The organism is Acuticoccus sp. I52.16.1 (genome assembly GCF_022865125.1).
Lineage (GTDB): Bacteria > Pseudomonadota > Alphaproteobacteria > Rhizobiales > Amorphaceae > Acuticoccus.
In genome coordinates, this window is record NZ_CP094828.1 from 4,554,170 (window position 1) to 4,572,860 (window position 18,691).

At 71.9% G+C, this 18,691-nt stretch carries 15 protein-coding genes and 1 tRNA gene; 6 read left to right on the forward strand and 10 right to left on the reverse strand.

Features of this window, described 5'->3' with window-relative positions; all coding sequences use genetic code 11:
- Nucleotides 1–174 precede the first annotated feature (174 nt).
- From MRB58_RS20525 to MRB58_RS20540, 4 genes are all read right to left on the reverse strand, one after another.
- Nucleotides 175–711: a hypothetical protein gene (locus MRB58_RS20525; protein WP_244778942.1), complete on the reverse strand. Its 537-nt coding sequence runs from the start codon at nucleotides 709–711 to the stop codon at nucleotides 175–177.
- Between the two features lie 229 nt (nucleotides 712–940).
- A complete protein-coding gene (locus MRB58_RS20530; RefSeq protein ID WP_244778943.1) occupies nucleotides 941–1,909 on the reverse strand; it encodes a LysR substrate-binding domain-containing protein in 969 nt (322 codons plus the stop codon).
- Nucleotides 1,910–1,981: 72 nt separating this feature from the next.
- On the reverse strand, nucleotides 1,982–3,352 hold the full coding sequence (gene mgtE / locus MRB58_RS20535; protein WP_244778944.1) for a magnesium transporter: 1,371 nt from the start codon (nucleotides 3,350–3,352) through the stop codon (nucleotides 1,982–1,984).
- 227 nt (nucleotides 3,353–3,579) lie between these two features.
- Nucleotides 3,580–3,664 (reverse strand) — tRNA-Leu (locus MRB58_RS20540).
- Between the two features lie 205 nt (nucleotides 3,665–3,869).
- Here MRB58_RS20540 and MRB58_RS20545 point away from each other — a divergent pair.
- From MRB58_RS20545 to MRB58_RS20555, 3 genes are all read left to right on the forward strand, one after another.
- A complete protein-coding gene (locus tag MRB58_RS20545) occupies nucleotides 3,870–4,067 on the forward strand; it encodes a hypothetical protein (RefSeq protein ID WP_244778945.1) in 198 nt (65 codons plus the stop codon).
- A gap of 52 nt (nucleotides 4,068–4,119) precedes the next feature.
- Nucleotides 4,120–4,800, forward strand: a complete 681-nt coding sequence (gene lipB, locus MRB58_RS20550; protein ID WP_244778946.1) for a lipoyl(octanoyl) transferase LipB — start codon at nucleotides 4,120–4,122, stop codon at nucleotides 4,798–4,800.
- A gap of 145 nt (nucleotides 4,801–4,945) precedes the next feature.
- Complete coding sequence (locus MRB58_RS20555; RefSeq protein ID WP_244782064.1) at nucleotides 4,946–6,973, forward strand: NAD(+) synthase; 2,028 nt, start codon at nucleotides 4,946–4,948, stop codon at nucleotides 6,971–6,973.
- 72 nt (nucleotides 6,974–7,045) lie between these two features.
- Here the strand turns inward: MRB58_RS20555 and MRB58_RS20560 are convergent, their stop codons facing one another.
- The 4 genes from MRB58_RS20560 to MRB58_RS20575 are packed head-to-tail and all read right to left on the reverse strand — an operon-like array spanning nucleotide 7,046 to nucleotide 11,232.
- Nucleotides 7,046–7,711 (reverse strand): hypothetical protein, encoded by a 666-nt coding sequence (locus MRB58_RS20560; protein ID WP_244778947.1) that lies wholly within the window; start codon nucleotides 7,709–7,711, stop codon nucleotides 7,046–7,048.
- Complete coding sequence (locus MRB58_RS20565) at nucleotides 7,708–8,979, reverse strand: glycosyltransferase (protein ID WP_244778948.1); 1,272 nt, start codon at nucleotides 8,977–8,979, stop codon at nucleotides 7,708–7,710. The genes MRB58_RS20560 and MRB58_RS20565 overlap by 4 nt, the downstream gene beginning before the upstream one ends.
- The gene (locus tag MRB58_RS20570; protein WP_244778949.1) at nucleotides 8,976–9,935 is read right to left on the reverse strand and encodes a glycosyltransferase family 2 protein; all 960 of its coding nucleotides are present in this window, start codon (nucleotides 9,933–9,935) and stop codon (nucleotides 8,976–8,978) included. Before MRB58_RS20570 ends, MRB58_RS20565 begins: the two co-directional genes overlap by 4 nt.
- Entirely contained in the window at nucleotides 9,925–11,232 is a 1,308-nt protein-coding gene (locus MRB58_RS20575) for a hypothetical protein (protein WP_244778950.1), read from the reverse strand. Before MRB58_RS20575 ends, MRB58_RS20570 begins: the two co-directional genes overlap by 11 nt.
- Before the next feature lie 278 nt (nucleotides 11,233–11,510).
- Between MRB58_RS20575 and MRB58_RS20580 the strand changes: the two genes are divergently transcribed.
- Nucleotides 11,511–13,181 (forward strand): hypothetical protein, encoded by a 1,671-nt coding sequence (locus MRB58_RS20580; RefSeq protein WP_244778951.1) that lies wholly within the window; start codon nucleotides 11,511–11,513, stop codon nucleotides 13,179–13,181.
- A gap of 57 nt (nucleotides 13,182–13,238) precedes the next feature.
- On the opposite strand, the gene MRB58_RS20585 is transcribed toward MRB58_RS20580, so the two are convergent.
- On the reverse strand, nucleotides 13,239–14,831 hold the full coding sequence (locus MRB58_RS20585; RefSeq protein WP_244778952.1) for a hypothetical protein: 1,593 nt from the start codon (nucleotides 14,829–14,831) through the stop codon (nucleotides 13,239–13,241).
- A 318-nt stretch (nucleotides 14,832–15,149) separates the two neighbouring features.
- Here MRB58_RS20585 and MRB58_RS20590 point away from each other — a divergent pair, with 318 nt between their 5' ends.
- The gene (locus MRB58_RS20590; RefSeq protein WP_244778953.1) at nucleotides 15,150–15,851 is read left to right on the forward strand and encodes a Crp/Fnr family transcriptional regulator; all 702 of its coding nucleotides are present in this window, start codon (nucleotides 15,150–15,152) and stop codon (nucleotides 15,849–15,851) included.
- 10 nt (nucleotides 15,852–15,861) lie between these two features.
- Nucleotides 15,862–17,949 (forward strand): adenylate/guanylate cyclase domain-containing protein, encoded by a 2,088-nt coding sequence (locus MRB58_RS20595; RefSeq protein WP_244778954.1) that lies wholly within the window; start codon nucleotides 15,862–15,864, stop codon nucleotides 17,947–17,949.
- An 11-nt stretch (nucleotides 17,950–17,960) separates the two neighbouring features.
- Here MRB58_RS20595 and MRB58_RS20600 read toward each other — a convergent pair whose 3' ends face one another.
- Nucleotides 17,961–18,584, reverse strand: a complete 624-nt coding sequence (locus tag MRB58_RS20600; protein ID WP_244778955.1) for a FecR family protein — start codon at nucleotides 18,582–18,584, stop codon at nucleotides 17,961–17,963.
- Nucleotides 18,585–18,691 lie beyond the last annotated feature (107 nt).

An 18,691-nucleotide genomic window follows, 5' to 3' on the forward strand; every position in this document is an offset into this window, starting at 1 on the left:
CCGGGGCGGCGTCAAGTGCCCGTCCTCCCCATGCTCGCGCCATGCTGCGGCGGGCCGCCGAACCTCGTTCAATCCCGACGGCCGCCGCCCGGCGCGCGCTGCGCGTGGGTCCGGGCGGGCACTTGACCCCGCCCCTGCCCTCGGACGCCGGCGGGAAGAAGGGGGCGGGGGCGGTCAGCCTTTGAGGAGGAGTGCGGTGGCGCGGGTGGCGCGGGCGGCGGACGTCGTGCCGGTGTAGGCGACGGCGCGGATCATGTCGGCGACGCAAGCGCGCTCGGCCGTGTCCATCCGTGCCGCGAGGCGGCCGGCCAGCCGGTCGATCGCCACCACCGGCTCGACACCGCCCGCCGCCGCGCGTGCCGCGACCCGCAGCGCCGCCGCCACGTCGCGGCGATTGCCGACCTGACTCAGCCGGGTGGTGACCTGCGGGCGCGCCTCGCCCCACCCGTCGCCGGAGACGAAGTAGAGGAGCGCGGCCACGGTTTGCAGCGGGCCGTGGATGGTGTCGAGCGGCGAGCGCTCGGGGGCGGCGGGGGGCGCGTCGGCCCGCGGATCGGCACCATGGCCGTGGCGCGCCGGGACCGTGAGGCGGACGGCGGCATGCTCGGAGAGGTCGAACCGCTCGGCGAAGTCCAGCGTGCCGCGTGCGACGAGCCACAGCACGACCACGCCCGCGGCGAACAGCCCGCCGAACACCAGAAGAACCTGCATCGTTCGCTCCCGACACGTTACGCAGGTGCCCGCCCGCCGGATGGGCGGAGCGGGGCACCGAGGGCCTCATTCCCGGCCGGACGTGCGGTGCCGCGGGCCTGACATGCCGGCGGCGTGGGGCGTGCGTCCGGGGCGTCGAGGCGGGCGAGCCCGATGGGGGCTCGGCCGATCGGCGCCGGGTGGAAGCGTAGCCTAGCGAGCTTGTGCGAGGCGGGAGGGGAGCTTCGGGCTATAGGGTCGGCGCAAAGGGCGAGTTCGCCAGCGCCGACGATCCCGCCGGCTCGCCGATATCGCCGCCGACGAGGCGGTGGGCGTCTCGCGCCGCCTCCACCAGACGCGTCACGTCGCGGTAGCGCTCGCGGCCCGCCCGCACCACGAAATGCAGCTGCCGCCCCTCCGACAGCGGCTCCATCAGCGCCACCGACAGCCCCGCCACCGCCTCCGCACTCTGCCGCGCGTAGGGTTCCGGCAGGATCGTGTCGCCGACACCCGCCCGCACCAGGCTGACCAGCGTGGCGAAAGAGGAGGGGCCGATGCGCGTGCTCATCGCCGGTTCGAACCGCAGCTGGGCCCGGCGGATCGCTTCGGAGACCACCTCGCGGAAGCAGTGCCCTTCCTGCATCAGCAGGAGCGGGCCGTTGAGACCGTCGAGCGACACCGTCTCCGGCAAGGGGTGCCGCGAGACCACGACCAGCCGCTCGTCCCCCAGCGGCAGCGCGGTGAGGGCGTTGGCGCGCGGCAGCGTGGCGGTGATCGCGAAGTCGAGATGATCGGAGGCGACGCCGGCCTCCAGCTGGTCGGTGCGGTCCTCGACGAAGGTGATGTCGGAGTTTTCCGACAGCTCGGCGACGGTGGTGAGAAAGTGCGGCGCGAGGTAGGGCGCCACCGTCGGCAGGATGCCGAAGCGCATGGGACGGCCGAGCAGCACGCCGTCGCCCTTGGTCGTGCGCTGCACGCGGTGGAAGGCGTCCATGATCTCGCGTGCGGCGGCCAGCACCTCGGCCCCCTCGGTGGTGATCGAGGTGTGGCCGTGGCGGCGCTCCAGCAGCGTGACGCCGAGGAGGTCCTCCATCCGCCGAACCTGGGCCGAGAGGGTGGGCTGCGAGATGCCGCACGCCTGCGCGGCCCGCGAGAAGGAGCCGTTCTCGGCGATGGCGATGAAGTACTCCAGGTCGCGGATGCGCAAGAGCCGCATCATGGCGCGTTCCTCCTCACGCTCCGCCCGCGCGGCGGCGTCCGTCGCATTCTAGCGGGGTCGCACGGACCCTTGCTAGCCGATGCCGAACCACCAGCTGCCGATGCCCAGGAAGGCGAAGAAGCCGATCACGTCGGTCAGCGTGGTGAGGAAGACCGACGAGGCGACCGCGGGGTCGACGCCGATCCGGTCGAGCAGCATCGGCAGCGTCGCTCCGAAGAACCCTGCGCAGATGATGTTGAAGACGATCGCCGCCGCGATCACGCCGCCCAGCTCGATGTTGGCGAACCAGACCGCTGCGACGATGCCGACCGACACCGCGACGCACGTGCCGTTCATCAGCGCCACCAGCACCTCCCGCAGCGTAACGCGGATGACGTTGCGCTTGGTGATCTCGCGCTGGGAGATGGCGCGGACCGTCACCGTCATCGCCTGGATGCCCGCGTTGCCGCCGAGCGCGGTGACGACCGGCATCAGCACCGCCAGCGCCACCATCGCCTCGATCGTCCCGTCGAACAGCGCGATCACCCCGGACGCCAGGAAGGCGGTCATCATGTTGATCATCAGCCAGGGGATGCGGGTGCGGGCGACGTAGAGCGGCGTGTCGGACAGTTCCGCGTCGCCGGCGCCGGCGAGGGCGCGGATGTCCTCCTCCGCCTCCGCCTCGATGATGTCGACGATGTCGTCGATGGTGAGGATGCCGACGAGGCGGCTGGAATCGTCCACGACGGCGGCCGAGAGCAGGTCGTAGCGCTGGAAGATGCGGGCCGCTTCCTCCTGGTCCTCCTCGGCCTGGATGGTCCGCGGGTCCTCGTCCATGATCTCGGTGATCTTCACCGGGCGCTGCGTGCGCAGGAGGCGGTCGAGCTTGACCGTCCCCATGAGGCGGAACGCCGCATCCACCACGAAAATCTCGGTGAAGTGGTCCGGCAGGTCCACTTCTTCGCGCAGCGTGTCGATCACCTGGCCCACGGTCCAGAACGGGGGCATGGCGACGAAGTCCGTCTGCATGCGCCGGCCGGCCGACTCCTCGGGAAAATCGAGGCTGCGCTTGAGGCGGTGGCGCATCGCGAACGGCAGCTGCGCCAGGATCGCCTCGGACTGCTCGTCCGGCAGGTCTTCCAGGATGTAGACCGCGTCGTCCGAATCGAGGTCGGCGAGACCGTCGGCGACGTCGGTCGGGGCGAGCTCGGAGAGGATGTGCAGGCGGACGTTCTCGTCCACCTCCGTCAGCGCGGTAAAGTCGAAGTCGCGACCCAGCAGGCGGACGAATTCGACGCGCTCGTCCGGCTCCAGGCGGGAGATCAACTCGGCGACGTCGGACTCGTGGAGGTCCTCGACCAGTGCGGTCAGGCCCTCCTTGTCGTCCGCGCCGATCAGTGCGCGGACCTCGTCCAGGAGGCCGTCGGAGACGGTCACCTCGTCGTCGGTCAACTGATCGGCCATGTAGAGGCGTTCTCCCTGCGCTTGCTCCTAGCCGATAACACGCGTCGGATCGCGATCACGCAATGCAGCAGCAGAAAGATGCGGTAGCCCGTGTGGTTTTTTGACGGTTGCGCGGATGCCGCGACACTGATCGGCGAATCGATGGGCGATGTCGGCCTCAGTCACACCGGCCGACGGGATCCGTCCGGACCCAGTCGGGGTGAATTCCGAATCATTGAAATAAATGATGGTGCGGTCGAGAAGACTCGAACTTCCACGGGTTGCCCCACAGCGACCTCAACGCTGCGCGTCTACCAATTCCGCCACGACCGCGATCGGAGTGGCGCAAGTAGCACCCACCGTTCGGTCTTGCAAGCGGGTTTGGGCACGAAATCAACCACTCCATCCTCGCAAACCGGTAGACGCTCATTGTGTGACACCGATCACACGGACAGCGCGTTGCTCTTCCCAGATCCGATGGTGCGAGGTGGACGGCGATGGCCGCGGCCTTGCCACAAATGCACGAGGAGACCGCGCCGTGAACACCTTCAATGTCGCCGCCACCGCCGACTTCGACTGGATCCAGGCCGAGACCATGCCGTTCGATCCGCCGCCGAGCGACGGCCAGTTCGAGCGCAGCGCGATCGGCGCCGGGGAGGCCGGCGAGCGGGACCAGCACGGCACCGGCCGCCTTTCCGAGGCCTACACGCCCGCGGTGCGCGGCATCTTCGGCTGAGGCGCGCGGCGCCACGCTTGCAATCGGACGGGGCGTCGCCGACATTGCGACCATGCCGACCCAATGGATGATTTCCGACGACCTCGTCGACTATGATGCCGCGCTCGCCGCGCAGGAGGCACGCGCGGCCGCCATCGCCGAACACCGCGCCGACGAGGCGGTGTGGCTGCTGGAGCATCCGCCCGTCTACACCGCCGGGACCAGCGCCGATCCGGCCGACCTCGTCGACCCGGAGCGCTTCCCGGTCATCCACGTCGGCCGCGGCGGCCAGTACACCTATCACGGCCCCGGCCAGCGGGTGGCCTACCTGATGATGGACCTGCGCGAGCGGGGGCGTGACGTGCGCGCCTACGTCGAGGCGCTGGAAGGCTGGATCATCGACACGCTGGACGCCTTCAACGTCCGCGGCGAGCTGCGGGACGGGCGCGTCGGCGTGTGGGTCGTGCGGCCGGACGGCAGTGGCGAGGACAAGATCGCCGCGATCGGCGTGCGCATCCGCCGCTGGGTCACCTACCACGGCATCTCGCTCAACGTGGAGCCCGATCTCTCCCACTTTTCCGGCATCGTGCCGTGCGGGGTGCGCGAGCATGGGGTGACGAGCCTCGCCGCCCTCGGACGCATCGCCTCGATGGAGGAGGTGGACATGGTCCTGCGCGACACCTTCGAGCGGCGGTTCGGGACGACCCTCACCGCCGCGCCGCCGGTCCCGGCGTCCGTGCTCGACCCGGCCTGACGACCGCCGCGCCGCGCATCCACCCGCGCGGCGGCGATTTGCCTCGCCGCGCGAAATGGTGGACGAACGGGACGGGGCGGGTGCGCCGCCCGACGTTTCCGAGGGCCAGCGAGTGACCACCCTGCCGACCGCCAATTTTCATGCCATGCACCGGCACGGCTTCGTGCGCGTCGCGACGTCGACGCCCAACGGCCGGCCCGCCGACGTCGCCTTCAACCGCGACGCCATCCTCACCGAGGCGCGCCGGGCCGACGCCGCCCACGTCGACCTGTTGATCTTCCCGGAGCTGTGCGTCTCATCGTACGCGATCGACGATCTGCTCCACCAGGAGGCGCTGCTGGCGGCGGTGGACGAGGCGATCGCCACCATCGCCGAGGCGAGCGTGGAGCTGGCGCCGGTGATGCTGGTGGGGGCCCCTCTGCGCCACAAAGGGCGGCTATACAACTGCGCCGTGGTGGTCGCGCGGGGAGAGATCCTGGGCGTGGTACCCAAGGCGTTCCTGCCGAACTACCGCGAGTATTACGAGAAGCGCTGGTTCTCGCACGGCCGCTCGCGCGTCGGCGAGGCGATCGCGGTCGCCGGCCGCACGGTGCCGTTCGGGATCGACCTCCTGTTCGCTGCCTCCGACCTGCCGGGCTTCGTCTTCCACGTCGAGATCTGCGAGGACGTGTGGGCGCCGATCCCGCCGTCGTCCAAGGGAGCGCTGGCGGGGGCGACCATTCTCGCCAACCTCTCGGCCTCCAACATCGTCATCGGCAAGGCGGACGACCGGCACTCGCTGTGTCGCTCGCAGTCGCAGCGCGCCGTCGCCGCCTACGCCTATTCGGCCGCCGGCCCCGGCGAGAGCACGACCGATGTCGCCTGGGACGGGCAGGGCGCGATCTACGAGCTGGGAGAGATGCTGGCCGAGGCGGAGCGCTTCAGCCTGGAACCGCAGCTCTGCATCGCCGACGTCGATACCGGCCGCATCCTGTCCGAGCGCACCTCGACGCCGACCTTCGGGGACGGGGCGGACCATGCGCTCGGCCCCGGCGAGACGTTCCGCTGGGTCCGGTTCGCGCACCGGCCGGCGTTCGCGGACATCGGCCTCGTTCGCCCCATCCGCCGCTTCCCGTACGTGCCCGACCGCGAGAGCCACCTCGATCAGGACTGCTACGAGGCCTTCAACATCCAGGTCGAGGGGCTGCGTCAGCGCTACGTGGCGACGGGCAGCGGCACCATGGTGATCGGTGTGTCGGGCGGCCTCGATTCGACCCACGCGCTGATCGTCGCCGCCAAGGTGTGCGACCGGCTGGGCGTGCCGCGCAGCAACATTCTGGGCTTCACCATGCCGGGGTTCGCCACCAGCGACGGCACCAAAGAGAACGCGTGGCGGCTGATGCGCTCGCTCGGCATCACCGCCGACGAGATCGACATCCGCCCCGCCGCCCGGCAGATGCTGGCCGACATGGACCATCCGTTCTCGGACGGTGAGCCGGTGTACGACATCACCTTCGAGAATGTGCAGGCGGGCCTGCGCACGGACTACCTCTTCCGCCTCGCCAATCAGCGCAAGGGCTTCGTCATCGGCACCGGGGACCTCTCGGAGATGGCGCTGGGGTGGTGCACCTACGGCGTCGGCGACCAGATGAGCCACTATGCCGTGAACACCGGCGTGCCCAAGACGCTGATCCAGTACCTGATCCGCTGGACCGTGCGCACCCGCCAGTTCGACGCCGAGACCAACGCCGTCCTGACCGACATTCTGGCGACCAAATTCTCGCCCGAGCTGGTGCCCGCCGGCGAGACGGAGGAGATCCAGGACACCGAGGCGAAGATCGGCCCCTACGAGCTGCACGATTTCTTCCTCTTCCACACGATGCGCTACGGCCACCCGCCGTCCAAGGTGGCGTTCATGGCCTGGCACGCGTGGCGGGACGTCTCGGCCGGTTCGTGGCCGATCGACTTTCCCGCCGAGGCGCGGCACCAATACGATCTCGCCACCATCGCCAAGTGGCTGGAGACGTTCATCCGGCGCTTCTTCGCATTCAGCCAGTTCAAGCGCTCGGCGATCCCCAACGGACCGAAGGTCTCGCCCGGCGGGGCACTGTCGCCGCGCGGCGACTGGCGGGCGCCGTCCGACGCTTCCGCCACGGTGTGGCTGGAGGAGCTGCGGCGCGCGCTGCCGCGCTAGCACGGCGCGATATCGGATGATTTCCGCATCCGGCGTTCGATAGAACGCCGGATGCACGAGCGGCGGGCCGGGTCAGCCGCGCTTGGCGAGCATCTCGGCGTAGAGGCGGTCCGGCGCGGGGTCGGCGGCCAATGCCTGGGCGACGGCCTCACGCACCTCGGCTTTCAGCGGGTCGCGGCGCGCATCGGGAACGCCGACGCGCCGCATCGCGTGCTCGCCGTGGGTCCTCTCCGCGCGCGCCAGGTCGCGCTGGTGGGCGGTCGCGGCGTCGGCCGCGAGATCGTTCGAGAGCGGCAGCGGGCGGGTCAGAAGCGGGTTGAGGCGGGCAAGGAAGGCGTTGAAATCGCCGACGATCTCGTCGAACGTGCCGACGATGTAGCCGTCGCGAGCGGCCAGCCCGTCATAGAAGGCGACATAGTCCGCGACGCACGCTTCGACGGTGCGGCGCGAATAGACCTGGTAGGAGACGATCGCATCCAGCGGCCGGCGCACCAGGATCACCGTCGGCACGCCGTAGCCGAGCGCCAGGTCGACGTGGCGGCGGCTGTGGGTGTGGTGGGCGGTGCGGCGGTGCCCGCCGCTTCGCTCAGCGAGGACGTTCAGCATGTCGATCGTGAACGTGTTGGAGCTGCGCGGATATCCCTCGACGAGAAGCTCGGTGTCGGGCGTACAGATGGGGTGACTGGGGTGCGTCTCCATGAGGGAGGCGCGCAGTGCGTCGGTGTCGGTCGAGGTCAAAGGGCAGGCTCGGTCAGCGGTGCGGCGGGGACGCTCGCGCCGGCGGGCGGCGCGAGGCGGCGAAGGAAACGGCCGGCGATGCGGTCCGGCGCGTGGGCGATGCGGATGGCACGGGCGGCCTCCGCCCGCGGCCCGGCGAGCCGCTCGTGCGCCGCGCCGCCGGGGGCGAGGCGGTCCACCGCGCGCTCCAGCGCATCGGCGAAGGCATCCACCGTGTAGGCCCCGGCCACGACGCCGAAGTCGAAGCTGCGGATGAACTCCTCGCAGCCGTGACCCGGCCCCGCCACCGGCAGGACGCCGTAGACCCCCGCCTCGACGAGGATGTTGGGCCAATTGTCTTCCAGCGAGGGTGTCAGCAGCAGGTCGGCACGGCGGTAGATCTCGGTGATCGCGGCGTGTTCGGCGATGCGGCCGTGTTGCGTCGCGGGAAGGCCGGTCTCGTGCACCAGCCCCGTGACCTCCGCGTCCGAAGCGCCGACGAGGTCGAGCACGACCTCCGGGGCGTCCTCGCGGGCGGCGAGGCGGGCCGCCAGCAGCGCCAGCGCTTCGAGGGCGAGGCGCATGTTCTTGCGCCGCTCCGCCAGCGAATCGGCGATCAACATCAGCCGTACCGCTCCGCCCTCGCGCGCTGCCGGTGCGGGGCTCAGCGGCTGATAGGCATTGCGGATCACGTGGGCGCGGCCCGGCGGGACGATGCGGGTCGCCACCGCACCGTCGCGCACGTAGTGGCTCGGCGCCGTCAGATGGACACCGGCATGGGCGAACAGTGCCTCCTTGAAGCGCCGCGCGCGCGGCGGCACCGTCAGGCTCGCCAGCGACCGGTCGATCTGCGGGCAGGCGTGGCAGCCGACGGCCATGCCCCCGCACCCGGCCGGGTAGTGGCAGCCGCCGCTGACATAGTGGAAGTCGTGCAGCGTCAGCACCAGCGTCACGCCGCGGCGGGCGAGGGCGGCCATCTCCTCCAGCGCGATCAATCCCAGCGCCCAATGCACGTTGACGATGTCGTAGGCGGCCAGCATCTCGACCAGCCAGCCGCGGCAGAAACCGGGATGCTCGACGGTGAAGTGCGTGTCGGTCACCGTGCGGTTGCTGAACGAGCGCGAGGGGCGGGCATCCTCCGGCACGTTCTCGCCCAGGGCGGCGATGTCGATGAAATCGCAGGCCACGCCGTGACCGGCGAGCGCCTCCGCCAGCCGTTTCGCCGCGATCCCGGCGCCCCCGCTCGGCGCGCTGGAGAGGACGGCGACGGAGGGGGCACGGTCCCTCATGCGCCGGAGTCCGTGGTGGCGGCGAGGAGCTGGTCGCGGGCGCGGCGGCGCTCGCGGGCCATCGCGTTGAGACGCCGGTGCAGGAGCGCGACGTCGCTGCCTGGCCCCGCCGTCTCCTCCAGCGTCTCGGCGCGGGCCTTGGCGCCGTTGTAGAGCGCGACGAGCTGGCCGAGAGTGATCTCGGCCTCCTTGAAACCGCCGTGGCGGGCCTGCACCATCGCCAGCTCGGCCAGCGATTCACCCCGCTTTTTCAGCGTCTTGCACTCGGAATGGTAGACGCTGTAGGCCACGTCCACCGGCACGTGCTCGAACGTGTAGCGCCCGGCCATCGCGAGGAAGAGGTCCGCGTCCATCGCGTAGTGGAGGTCTTCCTTGACCGGCCCGCACGCCCGCCACGCCTCGCGCGCGAAAAAGACGCTCGGCTGTACGAGGTGGTTCATCGAGTAATTCAAGAGCCGCCCGAAGGTCAGCCGCTCGGGCGCGAAATTGAATCGGTGGATCGGCGTCAGGTCGAGGTCGGTCAGATAGGCGTTGCCGACGACGACTTTGGTCCCGGGCCGGTCGCGAAAGGCCTCGCGCACCACGTTCAGCCGGTTGGGCAGGATGAGGTCGTCGCCGTTCAGCCAGGTGAGGATCGGCTTCTTGGCGCGCGCCATGCCCTTGTTGATCGCGTCCGACTGGCCCGAGTCGCGCTCCGAGACCACCACCGCGAAATGGTCGCGGTAGTAGCCGACGACGTCCATCGTCCCGTCGGTGCTGCCGCCGTCCATCAGGATCAGCTCGCAGCCGGCGAGGTCGTTCATCAAGAGGCTGCGGATGGTCCGCTCCAGGAACGGGCCGGCATTGTAGACCGGGATGACGATGGAGACACCCGGCAGGTCCGCCGCCGCGCGCTCCATGCGAAAGCCGGTCTCGAACGGGAGTTCGGCGGTGATGTCGAGTGGCTCAGGCAGCATCGGGGAGGGCCTCGGCCACGGGGGTCATCGGGTTCAGCATGGCGACGAGCGCGCGTTCGGCATCATTCTCGGCGGCCAGGATGAGGTAGTCGTAGACGGCGCGGTTGTGAATGCCGTGCGTGACGCGCTCCGCCGCGTAGAACCGTGCGACGGCCCGGCGCTCGGCCCAGTCGTCGCGCGAGTCGACCTGGGTGAGGGCCGCCGCCTTCTGGGTATGGCGCTTGTCGCCGGGCTTGGGCGCGCGCGGCGGCGCCTCGCCGCGGCACAGAAGCGCGAACACGGTGGCGGCGAGCGCGGCGCGAAAGTCGGCCTGTGCGCCGGCGCCGGTGGTGAAGACGTTGATGGCCCGCTCCATGTCGGCCTCGGCGGCGAGGTCGTCGGCGAGGGCGGCGAGGACCGCGAAGTTGACGGTCGGCGCGATGAAGGGGCACGCGGCGAGGAAGCGGGCGGTGGCAGCGCGGGCGCCGTCGGTGGTGACGGCGGTCGGCTGGCGGTAATATTTCAGCCGCGCGAGACGCGATGCGGCCCCCGTCATGCGGCACTCGTGGTCGATCCGCTGGAAGAACTGGAAGGCGGCCTCCGCCGCGCTCGGCCCCTTCGCCGCGCCGAGCGCCTGCATCGCCGGCACGTAGGCGAGGAACTCGTCGACGTTGGCGTAGGTGGTCTCGTGGCTCTCGTGCAGGAGGACGCCCGCGTCCATGATAATCCCGCCGAGCGACAGCATCAGCGCGCCGACGAGGTAGTCCCACCCCGGGATACCGAAGCACATGCGCTCCGCACCCGGCGTCTGCGCGAGCGCCGCGTTCACCGCCGGGAGGCGCGCGGCACCGATGAGGAAGGTGTCGAGCCCGCCGCGGTAGGGGGCGCGGGCCGCGAAGGCGCTCGCTTCGTAGGTCGCCGTCTCCTCGCGCACCAGCGCGGCAAGGGGGGCCTGCGACAGGTAGATGTCGGTGACGTCGGCGCTGCGGGTGGCGGGGAAGATGTCGGAGTTGGTGAGGAGGATGTCGCGCTCCGGCAGCGCGTCGGCGAGGTGGGCGAGGAGCGGTGCGATGCGCGGTGTGGGCTTGCCGAAGAGGGCGCGCCCGCTGTCCGCCTCGGCGACCTCCAGGATCGTCTCGCGGGCGATGCCGGCGGCAATCAGCCGCTCCGCCTCGGCGGCGACGTTGGCGGTCCGTACCGTCAGCCCCAGGCCGGCCCATGCGTCCCAGCAGCGGCGTTGCCGGGCGAACTTGGCGAACGGGTTCAGCGAGGTGACGACGATCGGCCGGCGCACGCCCGGCGCCGCTGTCTCACTCACCTCGTCCCCACTCAAGTCGCCGCCCCCTCTACCCGATCGGGCTAGGTTTCGACGCAATGGCCGCCGGATGCAAGGCGCGGCCGTCACCGCGCACGGCCCGATGGCCCCGAATGTCACCCCGCGGCCCCGAATGTCACCCCGCGGCCGCGAATGTCGCCTCACGGCCGCGTACGTCAGCCCGCGGGTCGGCATGCCGTCGCATGGGCGGGGGCGACCGGCCCGGCGGTGCGCCGATCGAAGGTGTGGACGGACCGGGGGCCAGGGCCTATCAGCTCACCATGGCTCAACGACATGTCGTCGTCGTCCCCCCGCCGGGGATCGACGGCTCCCGACCCATCAAGACACTCGTCGATCTTCTGCGCCAGCGGGGGTGCGAGACCACGGTGGCGAACCTCGAGCATGCGGACGCCGCACCGCACGGGGCGCAGGTGGTCTTCCTCTACCGCGGGCTGGAGGCGGTGGTCATCGAGGCGATGACCCGCGGCGCCCAGCCTTCCGGCCCGATCGGCCCTTGGGTGAAGGAGGCGACGTCGATCCTGCAGGCCAAGGCGGCGCGCGGTGCGGGGACCACGCTGGTCGACGTCGCGGATCTGGAGCTGAACAGCGGCGCCATCGTCGACCGGCTGGTCGCGGCGGAGCAGGATAACGGCCCGGCGCGGGGCCGGCGGGTGGCCACCGGCGACCCGGTGTTGCGCGCGCTCGCCCGCACCGCCGTCGCCGAGATGCCCAAGGCGCGCAAGCTGAACCAGGACCTCGTCGCCGGTTCGCTGCTCGCCCCGGCTGACGCCGCTCCCCAGGCCGATACCGCCTTCCTCTACTACACCGGCATCCTGCACCGGCGCGACCCGGCTGCGGCGGAGCTGGCCGCCAGCGCGCTCGGCGACGTGTCGGCCGAGCGGGACCGGCTGCGCGCCGAGACCGCGAGCCTGCGCGCCGCGCTCGCCGGCCGCACCGGACATGCCGAGAGCACGACGATCAGCCTCGGACCGACCTTCTCCCACCCCGCGTTCTACGACTTGGAGCGCGGCGCCAGCGGACGCCTGTTCCGGTGGATGGGGCGGCGGAGCGAGGCGACCATCCCGGTCCCCGTCGCCGCCAACGAAGGGGTCAAGGTGGTCGTCACCTTCGAGCTGGTGATCGACGGGGAGGCGCTGGCCGGGTTCGAGATCGGCGTCGGCGGCCGCTACGCCCAACGCTACGAGACGCGCGCGCTCCCCAACGGGCAGCTCACCAAGTCGGCCGTGTTCACCGCGCTGCCGGCGGACGAGGACATGGTCGCCGTCACCCTGCGTCAAGGCCACGCCGTCGACCGGACGGATGCCGGCGACCCGCGCACGTTGGGCTGCGGCATCGCCGCGATCACGCTGGTGCCGGTGCCTGCCGCCGCCAACGCCGGCAAGGTGCCGACCCCGGCCGGACCGGAGGACATCCTCCCCGGCGACCCCGAGCCGGCCCCCGTGCCCCCACCGGCCCGCGGTGCGCCGGGCCTTCCCGCCGCGACCGCCGGTGCCGGGGGACATTCGCTGGCCACCATCGTCATCCCGGTCGACACCGCGTTCGACGAAGCCGCCTTCCACCCGGTGGAGCGCCGGCCCGACGGCCTCGCCTTCGCCTGGCTCGGCCGGCGCGAGGAACAGGCCTTCACCGTGACCGTCCCGCTCGACCGTCCGGTGCGGGTCGAAGCCCATCTCGCCATGGTGATCGACGACGAGGCGGTCGCGGGGCTCGAGATCGAATTCGACCACGAGAGCCCCGCCGCGACCGAGGTGACCACGGTCGACGACATGCTGGTCAAGGTGGCGGTATTCGACCCTGTCGAGCCGTCCGGCACCGCCGCGGAGCCCGTCCAGGTGCTGCTGCGGGCGCGGCACCGGGTGGACGTCTCGGACCATGGCGACAGCCGCGTCCTCGCCGTCGGGCTGCACAAGCTGGTGGTGCGGCAGGTCTGACCCGACGCCGGTCCCCGGCCTGGGCGAGGGCGAGGGCGAGAGCGGGCCGGCGACGGCTCAGGCCGGCCGCACGAGGATCCGTGCGACGGCGAGGCCGGGTGTCTCGGACGTCACGGCCGTGTCAGGCATCAGCGTCAGCGGGCCGCGAGGGCCGGCCGCGCTCTCGAACAGCGCCGTCTTGACGGCGCCGTGGTCGCCCAGCGGGGTGATCTCGGTCCGCTCGGGGATTGCTTCGCCCAGGGCGATCCGCAGCCCCTCGACCTGCCGACGCTCCGCGACCCGCGGCAGGAAGACCTCCACCCGCAAAGGTCCGGCGATCTCGACCGATAGGTCGACCACCGCGTCGCCACCCAGCCGGCGGACACGCTCGCCGGTAGGCAGGCTCTCGGCGGCGGCGAAGGCGGGGGCGGGGAAGGCGTCGACGCCGAGGTCGAGCGTGCCGTCGGCGATCGGCGCCTCGTCGAGCTGCCACAGGTCGACCCGGTGGATGCCGACGGAGAGGAACCGCGGGTCGCCTTTGTCGGTCAGGTCCAGCTTCGAGGTGACGTGAAGGCCGAGGCGCACCAGGGCGAGCGGGTCGGGGTTCGCCGGCGCGGCGAAGGTGCTGGAATGCAGCCAGCCGCCGTCGTCCATCTTGGTGCGCACCACCTCCACCGCCGTCAGCCCGTCGCACGTGACCGAGAAGCCGTCGAGGGCGGCCATGTTGATGATGACGGCGATCTGCACGTCGACCCGCAGCGCGCGGGTGCGGCCGATCTCGGTCGGCAGGACGGCGTCGTCCTCGTTGCCGATCCAGCGCAGCGACAGGCCGTCGGAGGGGCGCCGTTCTGGCGGGTAGAAGGCGGGATGGGTCAGGCTCTCGTCGGCGTAGATCGTCTGGTGCTGCGGGGTCGTCCCGTCGAAGTTGGTGACGCCGACGGCCTCTTGCAGCAGCGCGATCTGCTCGTGGAGCTGTGCGTTCTGCCCCTCGACCTCGGCGAGCCGGGCGCGGGTGGCGGCAAGCTCCGCCCGGTCGGCCGCGGTGGGGCCGGCATCGGTCGGGGTGCGGGGCGCGGCGAGGGCGGCGAGGGCCTCGTCCAGGCTGGTGCGGATCGGCGCGCTCCAGAGGGGGAGTGCGGACGGGCGAAGCGCCGCGGCGAGGCTTTCGACGGCCGGCTCCTCCAGCGCGGCGAGGCGGCACAGGAAACGCACTACGCTCGCGGCGGCGCTCTCCTGCCGCGAGCGGTGCGGCGCGTCGGCGTCGCCGGCGAGGGGGAGGCCGAGATGGGCGCCCAGCGTCGCGGCGAGCGCATCGTCGTCGATCGTGGCGTGGGGGTCGAGGAGGGTGCAGCGCGTGCCCAGGCGCCGGCATTGCAGCACCAGAGTGGCGCTGTGGCGCGTCCAGGCGGCGATCGCCTCGTGGATGGCGGCGCCGTCCCGCACGGCGGCGGTGGCGAAGTCCTCGGCCGAGGGATGCAGCAGCAGGGCGTGCGCGGCCGATGCGCCCCACAGGCGCGCGTCGAGCTGGGTGGGGGCGATCGGCTCGACACTGGCGACCGCGCCCTCGAGCAGCCGGGTCAGCCGGGCGAGCGCGGCGCCGCAGTCGTACCAGGGCGGCGCGGCGAGAAGCACCATCTGCGGGGGCGCGGACGCGAGGGCGCTCTCAAACATCGCCGACGCCGCGTCCGCGAGAGGGGGTCGGTCGGCCGGGCAGGTGCAGCAAGGATCGCCTCGACGTCATGAGCCGGGGCGCCGGGGGCGCTCCACCGGCAGGTTGCGCCCGGAAGTGTTGCGCGTCGTGTTTGAGCGAGGCACGCCGCCGGGGCAAGCCCGGAGGGGCCGATTTCGCACCCGGTGCACGCGGCGGCGCCTTGTGATCGCCCGGTCGGGGTGGCATCGGTTGGGCACGGAGGCGCCTTCTAGCGGGGGCGTTGGCGTCATTGCCGGTGTTCGCGTATTCATATTCGTCATTTCGCGGAGAAGCTTAGAATGTCGACGGCCGTCCGCTCCAGCCCCGTCCGCGCTTTCCTGGTGGCGAACACCTTCGTCGGCGCCATGGAGGATGCCGCGGTGGACCGTGTGGTGATGCACGGCCGCGCCATCCGCTACGCCAAGGGTGACCGGCTGTTCCAGCGCGAGGACATGGGCGACGCGCTGCATATCGTCATCAGCGGCACGGTGAAGGTGCACAACACCACCAGCGAAGGGCGCGACGTGGTGCTGAACTTCCTTCGCTCGGGCGACCTCGTGGGCGAGATCGCGGTGCTCGACGGGGGCCCGCGCACGGCATCGGCGTCGATGATCGAGGCGGGGGAGATCTTCCGTATCGGCCGGCGCGACCTGATGCCGGCGCTGCGCGAATCGCCCGACGCCCTGCTCGAGCTGGTGGCGATCCTGTGCGAAAAGCTGCGTGCCACGTCCGACATCGTCGAGACCAACATGCGCAAGCTGGACGCGCGGTTCGCCGCCGGGCTGATGCGACTGTGCCAGGCCTACGGGCGGCGCACCGCGGCCGGCATCGTGATCGACCTCTCCGCCAACCAGACCGATCTTGGCGCCTATCTCGGCCTCTCGCGCGAGAACGCAAGCCGGCAGATCGCCAAGCTGTCCCGCTCGGGCGTGCTGCGGGCGGAGGGGGCGACGCTGGTCGTCCTCGACGAGCCGGCGGTCGCGCGCCTGGCGGACGAGTGACGACGGCCGCGTGAAGGTCTGGCGGCGCATCGGCCGCGCCAGGGGCCGCGCGGCCACCGAGGCCGGCCTCGTCGCGATCGCGGCGCTGGTGACGCTGCTGCTGGTCGCCTTCAGCGGCACCGACGCCGGCTCCACCTTGCGCGAACGCACCTTCGACACCCTGACCGCGACCGTCACGCTCCCCCCCGAGGCCCAACCCGTCGTGGTCGACATCGACCGTGCGGCGCTGGCTCGGGTCGGGCGCTGGCCGTGGGGCCGGGCCGACCTCGCCGCCCTGGTGGAGGCGATCGCCGCGGCCGGTGCCGGCGCCCTCGCGGTGGATATCCTGCTCGACGAACCGGACGATCGCTCGCCCGCGGCGCTCGCCCGCCGCCTCGCCGCCGCCGGCGTGCCGCTGCCGGTGGACGCGGCGAGCCTCGAGGACGGCGACCAGCGCCTCGCCGCCGCGTTCGCATCGCTGCCCACCGTGCTCGGCGTCGGCCTGGCGCCGCAGGAGGGGGAAAGCGTTCGCCCGCCGCCGGTGATCGTGCGTGGCACCTTCGTGGCGGACGGGCTTTGGGTCACTGGCGGCATCGCCGGGCCGATCCCGGCGCTGAAGGCGTCGGCGGCGGGCTTCGGCGCGTTGTCGCTCCCCGGCAGCGTCGACGGTTCGGTGCGCCGGGTGCCGCTGCTGGCGATCGCCGGGCGGCAACCGGTGACGGGCCTCGCGGTGGAACTGCACCGCGTGGTTCGAGGCGGGCCGCCGATCCTGATCGATCCCGCGGCGCGGGTGATGCAGGTGGGAGAGCGGACCGTCGCGATGGGGACGAGCGGGCTCATGCGCCTCGTCCCGGTCGCGCGGGCGGCGCGCCAGGCCCGCCATGTCGACGCCGCCGCGGTGCTGGACGGTGATCCGGCGGCGCTGGCACGGCTGGCCGGTGCGGCCGTCTTCCTGGGAAGTTCGGCGCCGGAGCTGGGCGGGCTGCGCACCGGCGCGGACGGCACGCTCGTCCCCAGCGTCGACCTCCAGGCCGACGCCTACGCACAGATCGGTGCCGGCGCCTACCCGCTGCGTGCCGACGCGGCGCTGACGGTGGAGCGCGTGGCGATCGCGCTCGGCGCGGTGCTGGGTCTCCTGGCGGCGCGCTTCTTGACGCCGGCGAGCGGGACGGTCGCGGTGGGGATCGCGGTGGTGATGTGGGCGGCGGGAGCTGCGAGCGCCAGCGCCTACCTCCACCTCTTCGACCCGATCCTGCCGGCGGCCGGCACCGCGCTCACCTTCGCACTGGGCTCGCTCCTGGTCGCGGCGCGGGCGCGGCGGCAGGCGCGGCGCGTGCAGGCCGCCTTCGAGCAGCACCTGTCGCCCGCCGTGGTCCGCCGCATCGCCGCGAGCCCCGACGCGGTGCGCCTCAAAGGCGAGGCGCGCGTGGTGACCGCTCTGTTCACCGATATCGAGGGCTTCTCGTCGATGACCGCGGCGGCCGAGCCGGAGGCGCTGATCGGCCTGCTCGACGCCTACTACGACGTCATCACCAATGTCGCGGTGGCGCACGAGGGGATGGTCGCCAAGCTGATCGGCGATTCGATGAACGCGCTGTTCAACGTCCCGGTCGACCTCGCCGACCATCCGCGCCGCGCGCTGGAGTGCGCCGTCGCGCTGGCCGAAGCGAGCGCCCGCTTCGAGGCGACGCCGGAGGCTCGGGCGCTGGGGCTCGGCCGCACCCGCATCGGCCTCGACACCGGGCGGGCGATCGTCGGCGACGTCGGCGGCTCGCGCAAGCTCGACTATACGGCGCACGGCGCGGCGGTGAACGCGGCCTCGCGCTTCGAGCAGGCGAACAAGTTCCTGGGGACGCAGATCGTCATCGGGCCGGGGACGGCGGCGGCGCTGGAGATGGACCTCCGCCCGCTCGGCCGCTTCGTCGTGCGCGGCTTCCCCGAGCCGTTGGCCCTCTTCACCCTGTGGGACGACGCGATGGGAGAGGCGGAGAAGGAGACCGTCCGCCGCGCGGTGGCGGCCCTGTCGGCCGAGCCGCTGGTGCTCGACGACTTGAAGCCCGCACGCTATGCGGCACTGCTCGCGGCGCAGGGCGACCGCTCGCCGGCGGACGCCCTATAGACCGCCTCCCGTCACCGGACGCTGGCGAGCGCCTCCTCGATGCGCCCCGCGCCCCACGCGACCGGGTCGGTCGGCTCGGCGCCCGGCTCGGCGATGTTGGTGCCTTCGCCGGCCCCGACCGACACCGTCTTGCCGCCGCCGGTGACGTCCACCCGCCCGGTTTCGACGAAGACGCCGAAGACGCCGCGACTGGGACCGGCGAAGAAGGTGGTGCCGCGCACCACGATCAGCCCGTAGTCGGAACTGATGGTGAGATCCTCATCGGCCTTCGGGGGCTCGCGGTCGAACAGGATCGCGCCGCCGCCGAGCGTCAACTCGCCGCCCGCGTCGATGATGTAGCGGTCGAGCCGCACCTCGGTCTCGGCGCCGAGGCGCAGCGTGGTGCGTTCGCCCAGGCCCAGGACGGCGCGCGCCTCGGCTCCGGTGCGGACCGTCTCTGCGACGTGCACCGGGTCCTTCACCTTCAGCGTCCGGGCTTGCGCGCCGGCTGCCGTGGCGGTCGCCTCGCCGGTCACCGCCGAGACGGCTCCCGCGGGGTCGGCCGCGCGGGCGCCGGACGCCGCCAGCCCCAATGTGAGGATGCCGGCTGCGAGGACGATGGAGAGCGCCGACCACCCACTCGCCTGATTGCGCATGACTTCTGACTCCTATGCTCGATCGGCCCCGCCCGCCGCGGGGGCGGGATCCGGCCGCTGAACTAGTCGCACAGCCGAGGGCCCGCTGTGCCGACGAGCATAACCCT

Bases quoted from the DNA above. Each gene is read 5' to 3' on its own strand.
- MRB58_RS20525 (WP_244778942.1), bottom strand. From the start codon at position 711: ATGCAGGTTCTTCTGGTGTTCGGCGGGCTGTTCGCCGCGGGCGTGGTC.
- MRB58_RS20530 (WP_244778943.1), bottom strand. From the start codon at position 1,909: ATGATGCGGCTCTTGCGCATCCGCGACCTGGAGTACTTCATCGCCATC.
- mgtE (WP_244778944.1), bottom strand. From the start codon at position 3,352: ATGGCCGATCAGTTGACCGACGACGAGGTGACCGTCTCCGACGGCCTC.
- lipB (WP_244778946.1), top strand. From the start codon at position 4,120: ATGCCGACCCAATGGATGATTTCCGACGACCTCGTCGACTATGATGCC.
- MRB58_RS20555 (WP_244782064.1), top strand. From the start codon at position 4,946: ATGCACCGGCACGGCTTCGTGCGCGTCGCGACGTCGACGCCCAACGGC.
- MRB58_RS20565 (WP_244778948.1), bottom strand. From the start codon at position 8,979: ATGAGGGACCGTGCCCCCTCCGTCGCCGTCCTCTCCAGCGCGCCGAGC.
- MRB58_RS20570 (WP_244778949.1), bottom strand. From the start codon at position 9,935: ATGCTGCCTGAGCCACTCGACATCACCGCCGAACTCCCGTTCGAGACC.
- MRB58_RS20580 (WP_244778951.1), top strand. From the start codon at position 11,511: ATGGCTCAACGACATGTCGTCGTCGTCCCCCCGCCGGGGATCGACGGC.
- MRB58_RS20585 (WP_244778952.1), bottom strand. From the start codon at position 14,831: ATGTTTGAGAGCGCCCTCGCGTCCGCGCCCCCGCAGATGGTGCTTCTC.
- MRB58_RS20590 (WP_244778953.1), top strand. From the start codon at position 15,150: ATGTCGACGGCCGTCCGCTCCAGCCCCGTCCGCGCTTTCCTGGTGGCG.
- MRB58_RS20600 (WP_244778955.1), bottom strand. From the start codon at position 18,584: ATGCGCAATCAGGCGAGTGGGTGGTCGGCGCTCTCCATCGTCCTCGCA.